Source organism: Pseudomonas sp. E102, assembly GCF_052660185.1.
Genome location: NZ_CP084025.1, coordinates 5,218,318 through 5,233,378, shown reverse-complemented (window position 1 = coordinate 5,233,378; position 15,061 = coordinate 5,218,318). Strand labels below are relative to the sequence as shown.

Here is a 15,061-nt window from a genome sequence, read left to right as displayed (position 1 = left end):
AGCACCACAATCGAACAGTGGGCAGACACGTTTCCAAATGTTGCAACGGTGGGGTCGAGGTAGCGGTTCCGGCCTCATCGCGAGCAGGCTCGCTCCCACATTGACTCGCTTTCACATAACCCTGTGGGAGCGAGCCTGCTCGCGATGAGGTCATGAGCCCCGACACACCTCTCAGGCCCTGGCCAGCTCCGGCAAATCCCCGGTCAACCCCAGCGCCTCGCGCACGAACAACGCCTTGGCTTCAGGCAGGCGGTCCACCAACTTCAGACCGGCGTTGCGCAACCAGCGAACCGGCAACGGATCAGCCTGGAACAACCGCTCGAAACCTTCCATCGCCGCCATCAACGCCAGGTTGTGGGGCATGCGGCGGCGCTCGTAGCGGCTCAATACCTTCATGTCAGCCAAACGTTCGCCACGCCCGGCCGCTTGCAGCAGCACTTCGGCCAGCACGGCGGCATCCAGCAAGCCCAGGTTCACGCCCTGCCCGGCCAGCGGATGGATGGTGTGGGCCGCATCACCGATCAGTGCCAGCCCTTCGGCCACATAGCGCTTGGCATGGCGCTGGCGCAGTGGCACGCACAAGCGCGGGTCGGCGCTCAGTACCGTGCCGAGCTGGCCTTCGAAGGCACGCTCCAGCTCGTTGCAAAACGCAGTGTCATCAAGAGCCATCAAGCGCTGCGCTTCATCGGGAGTGGTGGACCAGACGATCGAACACCAGTCTTCCTGACCCTCGCGGGCCAGTGGCAGAAACGCCAGCGGGCCGTTGTCGGTGAAACGCTGCCAAGCCGTCGTCCGATGAGGACGGGCGCTACGCACGCTGGTGACAATAGCGTGGTGCAGGTAATCCCACTCCCGCGTGGCCACCCCGGTCAGGCGACGCACGGCTGAATTCGCGCCGTCGGCGGCAATCACCAGCGGCGCGCGCAAGGTACGGCCGTCGGCCAGCGTCAGCAGCCAGTCATCACCTGAGCGGCGCATCTGCTCCAGGCGCGCGTTGGCAAGCAGGCCTAAATCACAATCGTGCAGTCGGTCCAGCAGCGCGTCCTGGACGACGCGGTTTTCAACGATATGCCCCAGCACGTCGGCATGCAGACTGGCGGCGGAAAAGTGAATCTGCCCAGTGCCGCTGCCATCCCAGACGTGCATGTCGGTGTATGGGCTGGCCCGTCGGCCGGTGATCCCGTCCCAGACACCCAGGCGTTCGAGGATCCGTTGGCTGGCTGCCGACAGAGCACTGACCCGTGGCTCGAATGCGGCCTGGGCATCAAAGGGCTTGACGCTCATCGGGCTGCCGTCGAGCAGCAGCACTTGCAGGCCACTGCCCTGCAACGCCAGCGCCAGGGCGCTGCCGACCATGCCGGCACCGACAATCAACAGATCTGCACGCAATTCCATGCTTTAAGCCTGTGTTGCTGGCGACATCAGCCGCCGGTGAAAGGAATGATCGGTATCAAGCATCAGGGCGTGTTCCCAAACCCATGGCCTGACGGGCGAACCAGCGCTTGGCGGGCGGCAGCAGGTCCAGGCCCAGCAGGCCGAGATTACGGCCCAGGGACACCAGCGGCAGATCGCTGCTGAACAGCCGCGTCACCCGGTCGGAGAAGCCCACGGTCAAGGCCTGATCCATCCGCTGACGCTCGCGATAGGCTTGCAATACGGTGAAGTCGCCGGGCGTGCTGTCGCTCTCAAGCAAGGTATCGGCCAAGGCCTGGGCGTCACGCAGGGACAGGTTGAAGCCTTGCCCGGCAATCGGATGCAAGCTGTGGGCAGCATTGCCCAGGATGGCCAGGTGCGGACGCACCTGTTCCTCGGCTTCCACCAGCGCCAATGGATAAAGATGACGCGCGCCTACTTGCTTCAGCGTGCCCAGGCGATAGCCGAACACATTCTGCAATTCACTGAGGAAGCTGCGCTCGTCAAGGGCCGCGAGTCGTTGCGCATCCATGCCCTGGCGAGTCCAGACCAATGCACAGCGATTTTCCGGCAGCGGCAACAACGCCATCGGGCCGTCATCGGTGAAGCGCTCGAAAGCCATGCCGTTGTGCGCTTCGCTGGGCGTGATGTTGGCAATCAAGGCGCTCTGGTCGTAGGGACGATTGCGCACCCCGACCCCCATCTGCTCCCGCAGGCCGGAGCGACCGCCGTCGGCCAATACCGCGAGGTTGCATTCCACAACAGTTTCGTCGTCCAGCGTCAGGCGATAGCCCGCGATTTGCGGCTCCATCCGAGCGACCTGCGCGGGGCAGCGCCAACTGACGACATCCTTGTCCAAGCCTTGCCACAGGCATTGGCCGAGCCAGGCATTCTCCACGACGTAGCCAAGGGCCGGCACGCCCTCCTCCATTGCCGACAACCGCGCCGTCGAAAACCGCCCGCGGTCGGACACGTGGATCTGCTTGATCGGCTCGGCCCGGCGGGAAACTTCCTGCCACAGGCCCAAGCGTTGATAAATTTGCCGCGCGCCGAACGAAAGCGCCGACGAGCGCGCATCGTAGCTCGGCTGCCAGGCGTCACCGGGAGCGAAGGGCTCGATCAGCATGATCTTCCAACCCCGTGCCTTGGCACCGGCTTGCAGCGCCAGCGCCAGGCTCGCGCCGACCAGGCCGCCACCGATGATTGCAACGTTGACCCGGTTCATGCCGCTTGAGTCCGTGCGGCGGCCATCAAGGCCTCGATTTCGGCGACCGTCTTCGGTACGCCGCGGGTCAGGATTTCACAACCGGTCTTGGTCACTACCACGTCATCCTCGATGCGCACGCCAATGCCGCGCCATTTCTTCGCTACGCCGCGATTGTCCGGGGCAATGTAGATGCCCGGCTCGACGGTCAAAGTCATTCCGACCTCCAGCACTCGCCACTCGCCACCCACGCGGTATTCGCCCACATCGTGTACATCCATTCCCAGCCAGTGGCCGGCGCGGTGCATGTAGAACGCCCGGTGGGCTTCGCTTGCGATCAGTTCGTCCACTTCGCCTTCCAGCAGCCCCAGGCGGACCAGCCCCTCGGTAATTACCCTGACGGTCGCCTCGTGGGCCTGGTTCCAATGTTTGTTCGGCGCGATTTGCGCAAATGCGGCTTCCTGGGCCGCCAGCACCACTTCGTAGATCGCCTTCTGCTCGGCAGAAAACTTCCCGCTGACCGGCCAGGTGCGGGTGATATCGCTGGCATAACAATCGATTTCGCACCCGGCATCGATCAACACCAGGTCGCCATCCTTGAGCACGGCATCATTTTGCTGGTAATGCAAAATGCAGCTGTTGCGCCCCGCCGCGACGATGGAACCGTACGCCGGCATCTTTGCCCCGCCCTTGCGAAACTCATAATCGAGCTCGGCTTCCAGGCTGTACTCATACAGCCCAGGCCGCGCCGCCTGCATCGCCCGGATATGTGCCTGGGCGGAGATCCGCGCCGCTTCGCGCATCACCTTCACTTCCGCCGCCGATTTATACAGGCGCATGTCGTGCAGCAGATGATCCAGGGCAACGAATTCGTTCGGCGGCTGGGCACCGAGGTGGGCCTTGGAGCGGATCACGTTGATCCACTCCATCAGGTGCCGGTCGAACTCCGGGTTGCTGCCCATGGCCGAGTACACCCGGTCGCGGCCTTCGATCAGCCCCGGCAGGATGTCGTCGATGTCGGTGATGGGGAACGCGTCGTCGGCGCCATAGTCACGGATCGCTCCCTCCTGGCCGGCACGCAGGCCATCCCACATTTCCCGCTCGGCATTGCGCTCGCGGCAGAAGAGGATGTATTCGCCATGGGCCCGGCCGGGCATCAACACGATGACGGCCTGCGGCTCGGGAAAGCCGCTCAGGTATTGGAAATCACTGTCCTGGCGATAGACATGCTCGACGTCGCGGTTGCGGATCGCAACGGCGGCGGCGGGCAGGATTGCGATACTGTTGGGCTCCATCTGCGCCATCAGGGCCTTGCGGCGACGGCTGTATTCCGACTTCGGGATATGAATCATGGGCAGACGGTGTTCCCTTTCAAGCGATCAGTGCAAGGACGGTTTGGCGGCCGGTTCAGCGGTCTTCTTGGTCTCGGTGAACAGGAGCAGAGGCGCGACCCGCAGGTACTCCATCACTTCCATATAGTCGCTTTCGCCGTCGTCGGACTCTTCCAGGGCATCCTGTACCTGGGAAATCGCCGCCAGGTCTTGCAGGACTTCCTTCGCTTCATCGCTCAGGGCGTATTCGCGGCGGGTCAGGCCGAAACCGGCGAGAAAGCCCTGGCACCACTGGCCCAGCGCAGCGGCGCGCTCGCTCAGCGGCGCATCGTCAGTCGGCAGCAGCAGGACGACGGTCATGTCATCGCTGGTCAGCTCGCCCTTGACCATTTCCTGCAGGCCGATGAGCGCATTACGCACGTTGTCCGCCGGCTCGCCTTCGAGCAGCTCGGCGGCGTCGGCCAACCAGCCGTCGGCCTCGAAGCCGGCGCCGGCGCAGCTGCGGCCAAGCAACAGGCCGTGGAGTTCGGCGGGCGAGACAGGATGACCGCTGGTGCTCAGCAGGGTGGCGAACGCTTGATACGGGGAATTCTGAATGGGCATGGGCAGCTAGGCGCCAGACGGCGCTATGTCTAGAATGGAGGCCTTGTATCCTACATCGACAGACTCGCCAAGACCATTAAAGGCTGTGCGACCTTTATCCCCCATCAGACACAATCTTCAGTGGACACAATGGAAGACACCGACCTGCAAGCGCTGATGGCCAGACTCGAGCTGCTAATTGAACGGGTCGAGCAACTTAAGAGCCAAAACGGACTCCTATTAGCTCAGGAAAAAACCTGGCGCGAGGAACGCGCGCACCTCATTGAAAAAAACGAAATCGCCCGGCGTAAGGTCGAATCGATGATTTCGCGCCTCAAGGCCCTGGAGCAAGACTCATGAGTTCAAGCAATAGCGTTACCGTGCAGATCCTCGATAAAGAATATTCGATCATCTGCCCCCAGGAAGAGCGTAGCAACCTGGTGAGTGCCGCCCGTTACCTGGACGGCAAGATGCGCGAGATCCGCAGCAGCGGCAAAGTCATCGGCGCCGATCGCATCGCCGTGATGGCTGCCTTGAACATCACCCACGACCTGCTGCACCGCCAGGATACGCCGGACGTACAGGTCAGCGGCTCGACCCGCGAACAAGTCCGCGACCTGCTGGATCGAGTGGATTTGGTACTGGCCACCGATCCGGACGTCAGCAAGGGCTGATTCGCGAGGCTGCCTGGGGTATACTTGCGTCACTCCCTGGGGTGCTTGCCAGTTGGTGATGTCCCTGAGCCGATACGCACAACCACGGGGGTTGCACGTTGGGGCCGGTGTGCATGTCCGCTTGACGGAAAGCCTTAACGCCTCCTGCAACTTCCACCTTGAACTTTCGGGTTCAAGGGCTAAGCCGACAGCGGTTCATCCGGGGAGCCTGATTCTCGAAACAATGCCAGTCATCATGACTGGCATTGTCGTTTCTGGCGTTTGGCATTTCTGGCGCCGTTGTTTGCGGTTACGCTGTTTCGATGCCACCGCCTCGGAAACCTCGATATGACCGAACCTGCGTTGCCGACCCGCCCGCAACTTCGCCGCCTGCTGCGCCAGGCGCGTCGCTCCCTGACCCCGGCCCAGCAACGGGACGCCGCCCAAGGCCTCTACAGGCAACTGGCCCAGCACCCGCTGTTTCGCCGCGCGCGACACATCGCCCTGTACCTGCCCAACGACGGCGAGATCGATCCACGCCTGCTACTGCGCGCGGCCCAGCGTCGGGGCAAGGCGACGTACCTGCCGGTGCTCAGCCCATGGCCGCAGACGAAAATGGTTTTCCAGCGAATCCATCCCGGCGAGAAGATGCAGCCCAATCGCTTTCGCATCCCGGAACCACGCAAGAATATAGCCCGGCAACGCAAGGTCTGGACGTTGGACCTGGTGCTGTTGCCGCTGGTCGGGTTTGACGATGCCGGGGGTCGGCTGGGCATGGGCGGGGGATTCTACGATCGCAGCCTGGCGTATCTGTCGCGCCGCAAACAATGGCGCAAGCCGACCTTGCTGGGGCTGGCCCACGAATGCCAACGGGTCGAGCGATTGGTACAGGCAAGCTGGGACGTGCCGCTGCAAGGAACAGTCAGCGACAGGCGTTGGTACATCGCATGATAGGCGCCACCGGAATCAGCGGCGCCTGAAAGAAAGCGCTCAGCGCTTGAGCGATGGGGCAGGCTGGGCGATGTTCATCGGAACATCGTTCTTGCTGCTCCACAAGCTCTGGGCGTAACCCGTGGTCACGACACCCAGGCCGAACAGAATGACCAGTATCCACAACAAATCCGGTTTGCGTTTCATCGATTGCCCCCCTCAAGGCATATCACACACGATGACAGCAGCGGTTTTCTTATTGGCCGTGCAGCAGCGTCAAGCTTGGAAGGCCGGCATTTTGCGATAACCCGGACCCACACGCAAACTCTGGCGTCAACCGACTGTCGGTTTGTCATAAAATCGCTGAACTATTTTTAACTATATCGCCCAGGAGTAGAAATCATGGCTTATTGGCTGATGAAATCCGAGCCCGACGAATTGTCCATCCAGGGCTTGGAAAAGCTCGGCCAAGCTCGCTGGGACGGAGTTCGCAACTATCAGGCACGCAATTTCCTGCGCGCCATGGCAGAAGGCGATTTATTTTTTTTCTATCACTCCAGCTGCCCGGAGCCTGGCATCGCGGGCACCGGAAAAATCATCAAGGCCGCCTACCCCGATCCCACGGCGCTGGAGCCTGACAGCCACTACTTCGACGCCAAGGCCAGCCCGGAGAAAAACCCCTGGACCGCGATCGACGTGGCCCATGTCGAAACGTTTCGCCACGTCCTGAAGCTCGACCACCTCAAGCAACAGACCGCCCTGGCAGAAATGCCGCTGGTGCAGAAAGGCTCGCGACTGTCAGTGATGCCGGTGACGGCGGAGCAATGGGCGGCGGTGATTGCTCTGAAGCCTTGAGTGATTCGCTGTCCGGTAGGCCACCATCGCGAGCAAGCCCGCTCCCACAGGGAATCTCGGTTGCTCACTGTTCATTGGAGATCCTGTGGGAGCGAGCCTGCTCGCGAAAGGGCCCGCCTGGTTACCACAAGACTTATTGAATGATCAGGTTGTTGAACAACAGATCCTCAACCATCGGCTTGCCGGTCTCGTCGTTCATCACTTGCTGGGTCTGCTTCAACGCTTCCTGACGCAGCTTTTCCTTGGCTTCAAGGTTGTTCATGGTCTCGGTCGTCTGCTGAGCGAACAGCGCCACCAACTGGTTGCGAATCAACGGCTCGTTCGCTTTCACCGCCGCAGCGGCAGCATCGCCGGTCACGCGCAAGGCGACGTCAGCCTTGTAGACCTTCAGCTTGGTCGTACCATCCAGCCCATAGTTGCCCACGAACGGCGGGCTCAACGTGATGTAACTGACCTTGGGTGCCTCGCCTTCCTTGCTCTCTTCGGCCATCGCCGCCACAGGCAGCGACAGGGCCAGCATCAACATCATCCACGCTTTCACATTCCACTCCTCATCCGGTTTGCGGCCCAGCATACCGACCCGCCGTCCAAGCACAAGCTTATGGCTGGCTATCAGGGCGGGGCATGCTCGTTGACCCGTTGACTCTCACACCTACACTTATCGGCCATCACTCCCAAAGGAATAGCCCTGATGAAAGCCGTGCTGTGCAAAGAATTCGGTCCCGCCGAATCGCTGGTGCTGGAAGACGTCGCCAGCCCTGTCGCAAAGAAGAATGAAGTGTTGCTGGATGTGCACGCCGCCGGGGTGAATTTTCCTGACACGCTGATCATCGAGGGCAAATATCAGTTCAAGCCGCCCTTCCCGTTTTCCCCGGGTGGCGAAGCGGCCGGGGTCATCAGCGAAGTAGGGGAAAAGGTCAGCCACCTGAAAGTCGGTGATCGGGTCATGGCCCTGACCGGCTGGGGCAGCTTCGCCGAGCAAGTAGCGGTACCGGGCTACAACGTGCTGCCGATTCCCTCCGCCATGGATTTCAACACCGCGGCCGCGTTCAGCATGACCTACGGCACGTCAATGCACGCCCTCAAGCAGCGCGCCAACCTGAAGCCCGGAGAAACCCTGCTGGTGCTCGGTGCCTCCGGCGGGGTCGGCCTGGCGGCGGTGGAAATCGGCAAGGCCATGGGTGCGCGAGTCATCGCGGCCGCCAGCAGCGCGGAAAAACTCGCCGTGGCAAAGGCCGCCGGTGCTGACGAGTTGATCAACTACAACGAAACCAGCCTGAAGGACGAAATCAAGCGCCTCACCGACGGCCAGGGCGCCGATGTCATCTACGACCCGGTGGGCGGCGACCTGTTCGACCAGGCCGTGCGCGCCATCGCCTGGAACGGCCGGTTGTTGGTGGTTGGCTTTGCCAGCGGGCGCATTCCCGAATTGCCGGTGAACCTGGCCTTGCTCAAGGGCGCCTCGGTGGTCGGTGTGTTCTGGGGCTCCTTCGCCCAGCGCCAGCCCCAGGACAACGCCGCCAACTTCCAGCAGCTGTTCGGCTGGTTCGCCGAAGGCAAGCTCAAGCCGCTGGTGTCGCAGGTCTACCCGCTGGACGATGCCGCCCAGGCGATCAATGACTTGGGGCAGCGCAAGGCGGTCGGCAAGGTGGTGGTGCAGGTTCGCTGATTGGCTGCGATTCTCTTTCTTCTGTACCGGGTCGAAGCCCTACGACCCGGCTTCGCCATTCCCGCAACGCCCTTCATTTATATCTGAGCGACATGTTCATAAAAGAACATGCCAAATCCAGCATTTCCACTGTTTTGCTGATTCGAACCAATGCTATTTTCGGTAACGAAACTGTAACATTCGCATCCGCAGTCAAAACAAGAATTCTGGAGCACTTGAATGTTTGCTTTCTTTCGACCCGCCGCACATCAGGCAACCCTGCCTGAAGAAAAAATAGACAGCACCTACCGACGCCTTCGCTGGCAGATCTTCGCGGGGATTTTCATCGGCTATGCCGGTTACTACCTGCTGCGCAAGAACTTCTCCCTGGCCATGCCCTACCTCATCGACGAGGGCTACACCCGTGGTCAACTCGGCCTGGCCATGTCGGCCATCGCGATTGCCTATGGCTTGTCGAAGTTCTTGATGGGCCTGGTGTCCGACCGCTCGAACCCCCGCTATTTCCTGCCATTCGGCTTGCTGGTATCAGCCGGCGTGATGTTCATTTTCGGTTTTGCGCCCTGGGCGACGTCCAGCGTGACGATCATGTTCATCCTGCTGTTCATCAACGGCTGGGCACAAGGCATGGGCTGGCCGCCGAGCGGACGGACCATGGTGCACTGGTGGTCGCAGAAGGAACGCGGCGGCGTGGTGTCGGTGTGGAACGTGGCGCACAACGTCGGCGGCGGCCTTATCGGCCCGTTGTTCCTGCTGGGCATGGGCTGGTTCAATGACTGGCATGCGGCATTTTATGTGCCCGCTACCGTAGCACTTGCCGTAGCGGTGTTTGCCTTCGCGACCATGCGCGACACCCCGCAATCGGTGGGCCTGCCGCCGATCGAGAAGTACAAGGACGATTATCCGGAAGGCTACGACGACAGCCACGAAAAGGAATTCAGCGCCAAGGAAATTTTCGTCAAGTACGTGCTGCGCAACAAGATGCTCTGGTACATCGCCATGGCTAACGTCTTCGTCTACCTGCTGCGCTACGGGGTGCTGGACTGGGCGCCGACCTACCTGAAGGAAGCCAAGGGCTTCACGGTGGACAAGAGCTCCTGGGCCTATTTCTTCTACGAGTGGGCCGGTATTCCCGGCACGCTGCTGTGTGGCTGGATGTCGGACAAGATCTTCCGTGGCAATCGTGGCCTGACCGGCATGGTATTCATGGCCCTGGTGACCGTGGCCACCCTGGTGTACTGGCTGAACCCGGCCGGCAACCCGACCGTCGATATGATTGCCCTGGTATCCATCGGCTTCCTGATCTATGGCCCAGTCATGCTGATCGGCTTGCAGGCATTGGAACTGGCGCCGAAAAAAGCCGCCGGCACCGCCGCCGGTTTCACCGGCCTGTTCGGGTACCTGGGTGGTTCGGTCGCGGCCAGCGCCGCCATGGGCTATACCGTCGACCATTTCGGCTGGGACGGCGGTTTTGTACTGCTGGTCGGCGCTTGTCTGCTGGCGATGGCGTTCCTTGCGCCAACCTTGTGGCACAAGCAGATCGCCAGTCAGAGCCGCGAAGCGGTCGCCTGATCCCACATTGATTGGCAGCGCTTGAGCCGCGCCTCCAGGTTCCGGTCTGGCATGGCGTGGCTGCGCAGGGCGTGGACGGTCTGCTCGACATAATCGCGAGTGGTGCCGTAACGCCCACAGGCGCTTTCAAAGACCTGGCTCAGCACATGGTCCGGCAAGTTGCCGGCATAGCTCGGCAGGTGTCGCTCCAACACAAAACCCAAGGCTTGCACCCGGCTGCCATCCTCGAGACGGCAACTGAGCCAGTGCGGGCGATAGGACGGCACCGGCATTTCCCGCTGCCACAACGCGAACAGCGAATCCTCGAGGTTTTCCTCCGGCAGCCGGTAGGCGAAACCGCTGCACGAACCGCCGCGATCCAGTCCGAACACCAACCCTGGCAACTCCGGAGTGCCGCGATGTTCGTGGGACCACAGGTATAAACCGCGATGGTAGCCATGGACCCGACCGCGCACGCGCTCCACCGCCGTGCATTCCGGCCGCCAGATCAATGAACCGTACGCGAACAACCAGACCGGACCGCCCTGGTGGAGACTCATGGTCAATCGCATCGAGGCGAGTAGTTGTTCATGGGTCAGCTGCGCACCCAGCTCGAGTCGTGGCGGGTACAGGGCGCAGGTAATGGCGGATTCGATAGCGGTCATGGCCGTTAGCGGTTGGCTTCTCAGAAAATAAAGGGACGCCAGTGTGTTGACGTTCGTGAGGAGCGAGGCAAGTTAAATGCCAGCCCGACGCTATATACGTTATCGGTATCTGGCCGGCCAACTAAATACCGAAACGCAATATATGAAGTTATATCGAGGGCGATCAGGGCTTTTGTGGCGAGGGAGCTTGCTCCCGCTCGGTTGCGCAGCGACCGCCTCTTTTGGGACTGCTTCGCCCGAGGCGTCGGACCGGTCCAGCGGGAGCAAGCTCCCTCGCCACAACGGCACAGCTCAAGGCTCGGTTGGGTCAAGCCCTTGGCGCATACGCAAACACATCGGCGCGCATCTGGTGAGCGTCCATGCCGGCTTCCACCAGGGCGTCGAGGGTGGCATAGATCATGGCCGGCGAGCCGCTGGCGTAGACGTGCACACCAGAAAGGTCGCTGATGTCCTCACACACCGCCTCATGGAGCATCCCGCAGCGCCCTTCCCAGCCACACAAGTCGCTGACGACTTTATGCAGGAACAGGTTCGGCAGTTTTTTCCATTCGTCCCAATGCTCGATTTCGTAGAAATCTTCCGGTCGCCGTACGCCCCAATACAGATGCACCGGGTGCTTGAAGCCCGCCGCGCGGCAGTGCTCGATCAAGCTGTGCATCTGCGCCATGCCGGTCCCGGCAGCGATCAGCACGAGCGGACCGTCAGGAAGCTCGGACAGGTGGGTGTCGCCAAACGGCATCTCGATGCGCACATTGGGGTTGCGCTGCAGTTGCTCCAGGAGCTTTTGCGCACTGCTTTCGCGCACCAGCACGTGTAGTTGCAGGTCGCGCCCCGAGTGCGGCGCCGAAGCGAGGGAGAAGGCTGATTTTTCACCGTTGTCGCGCTCGATCAACAGGTATTGCCCGGCGTGGTAGCGCGGCGGTTTGCCCGCTGGCGCGCGCAAGCGTACCCGCCAGACGTCGCCGCCCACTTCAACGCATTCGCTGACCTGGCACGCCAGGTTGCGCACCGGCAGCTCGCCCGGTGCCAACACGCCATCCCACAACACCACGCAGTCCTCCAGCGGCTCGGCGATGCACGTGAAGATCTCGCCATGGTCACGCACTTCACCGGCCTGCTCCACGCGACCTTCCACCAACAATGCGCCACAGACATGGCAGTTGCCATTACGACAGCTTTGGGGGCAGTCGTAGCCCAGACGCCGCGCGCCGTCGAGAATCCGCTCGGCCGGCTGTATCTCCAGCACCGCGCCGGAAGGCTGCAAGGTTACACGCATCAATCTATTCCTAACTGATTCCAAATGGCATCGATCCGTTGGGTAACGGCTTCATCCTTGACGATAACCCGACCCCACTCGCGGGTGGTTTCACCGGGCCATTTATGCGTGGCATCGAGCCCCATCTTCGACCCGAGGCCGGATACCGGCGAGGCGAAGTCGAGGTAGTCGATCGGCGTGTTCTCGATCATCACCGTGTCGCGCTTGGGGTCCATGCGCGTCGTGATGGCCCAGATCACGTCGTTCCAATCCCGTGCGTTGATATCGTCGTCGGTGACGATAACGAACTTGGTGTACATGAACTGTCGTAAAAACGACCAGACGCCCAGCATCACTCGCTTGGCGTGCCCAGGATACGACTTCTTCATCGTCACCACGGCCATGCGATAGGAACAACCTTCGGGCGGCAAGTAGAAATCGGTGATTTCCGGAAACTGCTTCTGCAGGATCGGCACGAACACTTCGTTCAGCGCCACGCCAAGAATCGCCGGCTCATCAGGCGGACGACCGGTGTAGGTGCTGTGGTAGATCGGCTTGATCCGGTGAGTGATGCGCTCGACAGTGAACACCGGGAAGCTGTCTACCTCGTTGTAATAACCGGTGTGATCGCCGTAGGGACCTTCATCGGCCATTTCGCCGGGGTGGATCACGCCTTCAAGGATGATTTCTGCGGTGGCCGGCACTTGCAAATCGTTGCCCCGGCACTTCACCAGCTCCGTACGGTTGCCGCGCAGCAGGCCGGCAAACGCATATTCGGAGAGGCTGTCGGGCACGGGCGTGACAGCGCCGAGGATGGTCGCCGGATCGGCGCCCAACGCGACCGACACCGGGAATGGCTGGCCGGGATGCTTTTCGCACCACTCCCGATAATCCAGCGCGCCGCCCCGATGGCTCAGCCAGCGCATGATGACCTTGTTGCGGCCAATCACCTGCTGACGGTAGATACCCAGGTTCTGACGGTCCTTGTTCGGGCCTTTGGTGACGGTCAGGCCCCAGGTGATCAGCGGCCCGACGTCGCCCGGCCAGCAGGTCTGCACCGGAAGCATGGCCAGGTCGACATCGTCACCCTCGACCACCACTTCCTGGCAGACCGCGTCCTTGACCACCTTCGGCGCCATGGAAATGATCTTGCGGAAAATCGGCAGCTTGGACCAAGCGTCCTTCAGCCCTTTCGGCGGCTCGGGCTCCTTGAGGAACGCCAGCAGCTTGCCAATCTCGCGCAGCTCGCTGACCGCCTCGGCGCCCATGCCCAGGGCCACGCGCTCCGGCGTGCCAAACAGGTTGCCCAGCACCGGAATGTCATAACCCGTGGGGTTTTCAAACAGCAGCGCCGGGCCTTTTGCGCGCAGGGTGCGGTCGCAGACCTCGGTCATTTCCAGGACGGGTGACACCGGCACCTGGATGCGCTTGAGTTCGCCGCGCTGTTCCAGACCGCTGATAAAGTCGCGCAAGTCGCGATACTGCATGCAAAAGCCTCATGGTGTCCGTGGCGTTCGGGGGCCCGAGTTTAACGCCGCCCGTCCAGAATAGTGAATGCACGGACAGCAAAAAGCCGGGTTTCCCCGGCTCTTGCTGGCCTGCTCGATTTACTTGCGTTTCATCGACAGGAAGAACTCATCGTTGGTCTTGGTCGTTTTCAGCTTGTCGACCAGGAACTCGATGGCCGCGACTTCATCCATCGGATGCAGCAGCTTGCGCAGGATCCACATGCGCTGCAACTCGTCATCGGCCGTCAGCAATTCTTCGCGACGGGTACCGGAACGGTTGATGTTGATGGCCGGGAATACACGTTTCTCGGCGATGCGACGGTCCAGGGGCAGTTCCATGTTACCGGTACCCTTGAACTCTTCGTAGATCACTTCGTCCATCTTCGAGCCGGTTTCGACCAGCGCGGTGGCGATGATGGTCAGCGAGCCGCCTTCTTCGATGTTCCGCGCGGCGCCAAAGAAACGCTTCGGCTTTTCCAGGGCATGGGCATCGACACCACCGGTCAGTACCTTGCCGGAACTCGGGATGACGGTGTTGTAGGCACGGGCCAGACGGGTGATGGAGTCGAGCAGAATCACCACGTCCTTCTTGTGCTCGACCAGGCGCTTGGCCTTCTCGATCACCATTTCGGCAACCTGCACGTGACGGGTCGGCGGCTCGTCGAACGTCGAGGCAACCACTTCGCCGCGCACGGTGCGCTGCATCTCGGTCACTTCTTCCGGACGCTCATCGATCAGCAACACGATCAGGTGGACTTCAGGGTTGTTACGGGCGATGTTGGCCGCGATGTTCTGCAGCATGATCGTCTTGCCCGCCTTCGGCGGCGCCACGATCAGGCCACGCTGGCCCTTGCCGATAGGTGCGCACAGGTCGATGACACGACCGGTGAGGTCTTCGGTGGAACCGTTGCCGGCTTCCATCTTCATGCGCACGGTCGGGAACAGCGGAGTCAGGTTCTCGAAGAGAATCTTGTTCTTCGCGTTTTCCGGACGGTCGAAGTTGATGGTGTCGACCTTGAGCAGTGCGAAGTAACGCTCGCCTTCCTTAGGAGGGCGGATCTTGCCAACGATGGTGTCACCGGTGCGCAAGTTGAAGCGACGGATCTGGCTCGGCGAGACGTAGATATCGTCCGGGCCGGCGAGATAGGAAGCGTCTGCGGAGCGGAGGAAGCCGAAGCCGTCCTGGAGAATCTCCAGCACGCCATCACCGGAGATTTCCTCGCCGCTTTTCGCGTGCTTCTTGAGCAGGGAGAAAATCACGTCCTGCTTGCGCGAACGGGCCATATTTTCTATGCCCATCTGTTCGGCCAATTCGAGCAGTTCGGTAATCGGCTTTTGCTTGAGTTCAGTCAGATTCATATAGGAATGACGTAATCATTTATGGAGGGGAAAATTAAGCTTTTGGCTTAATGAGGCCGCGCCGCGGAGAAGGCGACAGGATCGCGTAC

General features: G+C 61.3%; 16 protein-coding genes and 1 other RNA gene. 7 read left to right on the top strand and 10 right to left on the bottom strand.

The features are described 5' to 3' along the window. Positions 1-171: 171 nt before the first annotated feature. From DOCECA_RS23605 to DOCECA_RS23590, 4 genes are all read right to left on the bottom strand, one after another. Positions 172-1,389 carry a 2-octaprenyl-3-methyl-6-methoxy-1,4-benzoquinol hydroxylase gene (locus tag DOCECA_RS23605; protein WP_445572186.1) on the bottom strand — a complete coding sequence of 406 codons (1,218 nt, stop codon included), beginning with the start codon at positions 1,387-1,389 and terminating at the stop codon, positions 172-174. Positions 1,390-1,450: 61 nt separating this feature from the next. Continuing rightward, a complete protein-coding gene (gene ubiH, locus DOCECA_RS23600; RefSeq protein ID WP_445571168.1) occupies positions 1,451-2,638 on the bottom strand; it encodes a 2-octaprenyl-6-methoxyphenyl hydroxylase in 1,188 nt (395 codons plus the stop codon). Next, a complete protein-coding gene (gene pepP / locus DOCECA_RS23595; protein ID WP_434649717.1) occupies positions 2,635-3,969 on the bottom strand; it encodes a Xaa-Pro aminopeptidase in 1,335 nt (444 codons plus the stop codon). Before pepP ends, ubiH begins: the two co-directional genes overlap by 4 nt. A gap of 27 nt (positions 3,970-3,996) precedes the next feature. After that, positions 3,997-4,551, bottom strand: a complete 555-nt coding sequence (locus DOCECA_RS23590; protein ID WP_420765105.1) for a YecA/YgfB family protein — start codon at positions 4,549-4,551, stop codon at positions 3,997-3,999. Positions 4,552-4,680: 129 nt separating this feature from the next. On the opposite strand from DOCECA_RS23590, the gene DOCECA_RS23585 reads away from it, so the two are divergent. From DOCECA_RS23585 to DOCECA_RS23570, 4 genes are all read left to right on the top strand, one after another. Further along, complete coding sequence (locus DOCECA_RS23585; protein WP_030138125.1) at positions 4,681-4,890, top strand: TIGR02449 family protein; 210 nt, start codon at positions 4,681-4,683, stop codon at positions 4,888-4,890. Beyond that, positions 4,887-5,204, top strand: coding sequence for a cell division protein ZapA (locus tag DOCECA_RS23580; protein WP_039590276.1), 318 nt, complete (start codon positions 4,887-4,889; stop codon positions 5,202-5,204). The genes DOCECA_RS23585 and DOCECA_RS23580 overlap by 4 nt, the downstream gene beginning before the upstream one ends. Positions 5,205-5,234: 30 nt before the next feature. Beyond that, positions 5,235-5,414: non-coding RNA, 6S RNA (gene ssrS / locus DOCECA_RS23575), on the top strand. Between the two features lie 117 nt (positions 5,415-5,531). Continuing rightward, a complete protein-coding gene (locus DOCECA_RS23570) occupies positions 5,532-6,134 on the top strand; it encodes a 5-formyltetrahydrofolate cyclo-ligase (RefSeq protein WP_420765106.1) in 603 nt (200 codons plus the stop codon). A gap of 39 nt (positions 6,135-6,173) precedes the next feature. On the opposite strand, the gene DOCECA_RS23565 is transcribed toward DOCECA_RS23570, so the two are convergent. After that, the gene (locus DOCECA_RS23565) at positions 6,174-6,320 is read right to left on the bottom strand and encodes a hypothetical protein (RefSeq protein ID WP_420765107.1); all 147 of its coding nucleotides are present in this window, start codon (positions 6,318-6,320) and stop codon (positions 6,174-6,176) included. 195 nt (positions 6,321-6,515) lie between these two features. Here DOCECA_RS23565 and DOCECA_RS23560 point away from each other — a divergent pair, with 195 nt between their 5' ends. Then, positions 6,516-6,968 (top strand): EVE domain-containing protein, encoded by a 453-nt coding sequence (locus DOCECA_RS23560; RefSeq protein WP_434649713.1) that lies wholly within the window; start codon positions 6,516-6,518, stop codon positions 6,966-6,968. Positions 6,969-7,101: 133 nt separating this feature from the next. Here DOCECA_RS23560 and DOCECA_RS23555 read toward each other — a convergent pair whose 3' ends face one another. Next, positions 7,102-7,509 (bottom strand): flagellar basal body-associated protein FliL, encoded by a 408-nt coding sequence (locus DOCECA_RS23555; protein ID WP_420765109.1) that lies wholly within the window; start codon positions 7,507-7,509, stop codon positions 7,102-7,104. A 150-nt stretch (positions 7,510-7,659) separates the two neighbouring features. On the opposite strand from DOCECA_RS23555, the gene DOCECA_RS23550 reads away from it, so the two are divergent. Further along, positions 7,660-8,637: an NADPH:quinone oxidoreductase family protein gene (locus DOCECA_RS23550; protein ID WP_420765110.1), complete on the top strand. Its 978-nt coding sequence runs from the start codon at positions 7,660-7,662 to the stop codon at positions 8,635-8,637. A 219-nt stretch (positions 8,638-8,856) separates the two neighbouring features. Continuing rightward, positions 8,857-10,206: a glycerol-3-phosphate transporter gene (gene glpT, locus DOCECA_RS23545; protein ID WP_434561697.1), complete on the top strand. Its 1,350-nt coding sequence runs from the start codon at positions 8,857-8,859 to the stop codon at positions 10,204-10,206. On the opposite strand, the gene DOCECA_RS23540 is transcribed toward glpT, so the two are convergent. The 4 genes from DOCECA_RS23540 to rho form a co-directional block, all read right to left on the bottom strand. Beyond that, a complete protein-coding gene (locus DOCECA_RS23540) occupies positions 10,182-10,850 on the bottom strand; it encodes a gamma-glutamylcyclotransferase (protein WP_420765112.1) in 669 nt (222 codons plus the stop codon). The genes glpT and DOCECA_RS23540 overlap by 25 nt on opposite strands. Before the next feature lie 307 nt (positions 10,851-11,157). Beyond that, positions 11,158-12,126, bottom strand: coding sequence for a CDP-6-deoxy-delta-3,4-glucoseen reductase (locus tag DOCECA_RS23535; protein ID WP_434561693.1), 969 nt, complete (start codon positions 12,124-12,126; stop codon positions 11,158-11,160). Beyond that, positions 12,126-13,592, bottom strand: coding sequence for a 4-hydroxy-3-polyprenylbenzoate decarboxylase (ubiD, locus tag DOCECA_RS23530; RefSeq protein ID WP_445571167.1), 1,467 nt, complete (start codon positions 13,590-13,592; stop codon positions 12,126-12,128). The genes DOCECA_RS23535 and ubiD overlap by 1 nt, the downstream gene beginning before the upstream one ends. Before the next feature lie 120 nt (positions 13,593-13,712). Next, positions 13,713-14,972, bottom strand: a complete 1,260-nt coding sequence (gene rho, locus DOCECA_RS23525) for a transcription termination factor Rho (protein WP_003206716.1) — start codon at positions 14,970-14,972, stop codon at positions 13,713-13,715. Between the last annotated feature and the right edge of the window lie 89 nt (positions 14,973-15,061).

What these genes read in the sequence shown, in the direction of transcription:
- ubiH (WP_445571168.1), bottom strand. Translation starts at nt 2,638, where the DNA reads ATGAACCGGGTCAACGTTGCAATCATCGGTGGCGGCCTGGTCGGCGCG.
- pepP (WP_434649717.1), bottom strand. Translation starts at nt 3,969, where the DNA reads ATGATTCATATCCCGAAGTCGGAATACAGCCGTCGCCGCAAGGCCCTG.
- DOCECA_RS23590 (WP_420765105.1), bottom strand. Translation starts at nt 4,551, where the DNA reads ATGCCCATTCAGAATTCCCCGTATCAAGCGTTCGCCACCCTGCTGAGC.
- DOCECA_RS23585 (WP_030138125.1), top strand. Translation starts at nt 4,681, where the DNA reads ATGGAAGACACCGACCTGCAAGCGCTGATGGCCAGACTCGAGCTGCTA.
- DOCECA_RS23580 (WP_039590276.1), top strand. Translation starts at nt 4,887, where the DNA reads ATGAGTTCAAGCAATAGCGTTACCGTGCAGATCCTCGATAAAGAATAT.
- DOCECA_RS23570 (WP_420765106.1), top strand. Translation starts at nt 5,532, where the DNA reads ATGACCGAACCTGCGTTGCCGACCCGCCCGCAACTTCGCCGCCTGCTG.
- DOCECA_RS23565 (WP_420765107.1), bottom strand. Translation starts at nt 6,320, where the DNA reads ATGAAACGCAAACCGGATTTGTTGTGGATACTGGTCATTCTGTTCGGC.
- DOCECA_RS23560 (WP_434649713.1), top strand. Translation starts at nt 6,516, where the DNA reads ATGGCTTATTGGCTGATGAAATCCGAGCCCGACGAATTGTCCATCCAG.
- DOCECA_RS23550 (WP_420765110.1), top strand. Translation starts at nt 7,660, where the DNA reads ATGAAAGCCGTGCTGTGCAAAGAATTCGGTCCCGCCGAATCGCTGGTG.
- glpT (WP_434561697.1), top strand. Translation starts at nt 8,857, where the DNA reads ATGTTTGCTTTCTTTCGACCCGCCGCACATCAGGCAACCCTGCCTGAA.
- DOCECA_RS23540 (WP_420765112.1), bottom strand. Translation starts at nt 10,850, where the DNA reads ATGACCGCTATCGAATCCGCCATTACCTGCGCCCTGTACCCGCCACGA.
- DOCECA_RS23535 (WP_434561693.1), bottom strand. Translation starts at nt 12,126, where the DNA reads ATGCGTGTAACCTTGCAGCCTTCCGGCGCGGTGCTGGAGATACAGCCG.
- ubiD (WP_445571167.1), bottom strand. Translation starts at nt 13,592, where the DNA reads ATGCAGTATCGCGACTTGCGCGACTTTATCAGCGGTCTGGAACAGCGC.
- rho (WP_003206716.1), bottom strand. Translation starts at nt 14,972, where the DNA reads ATGAATCTGACTGAACTCAAGCAAAAGCCGATTACCGAACTGCTCGAA.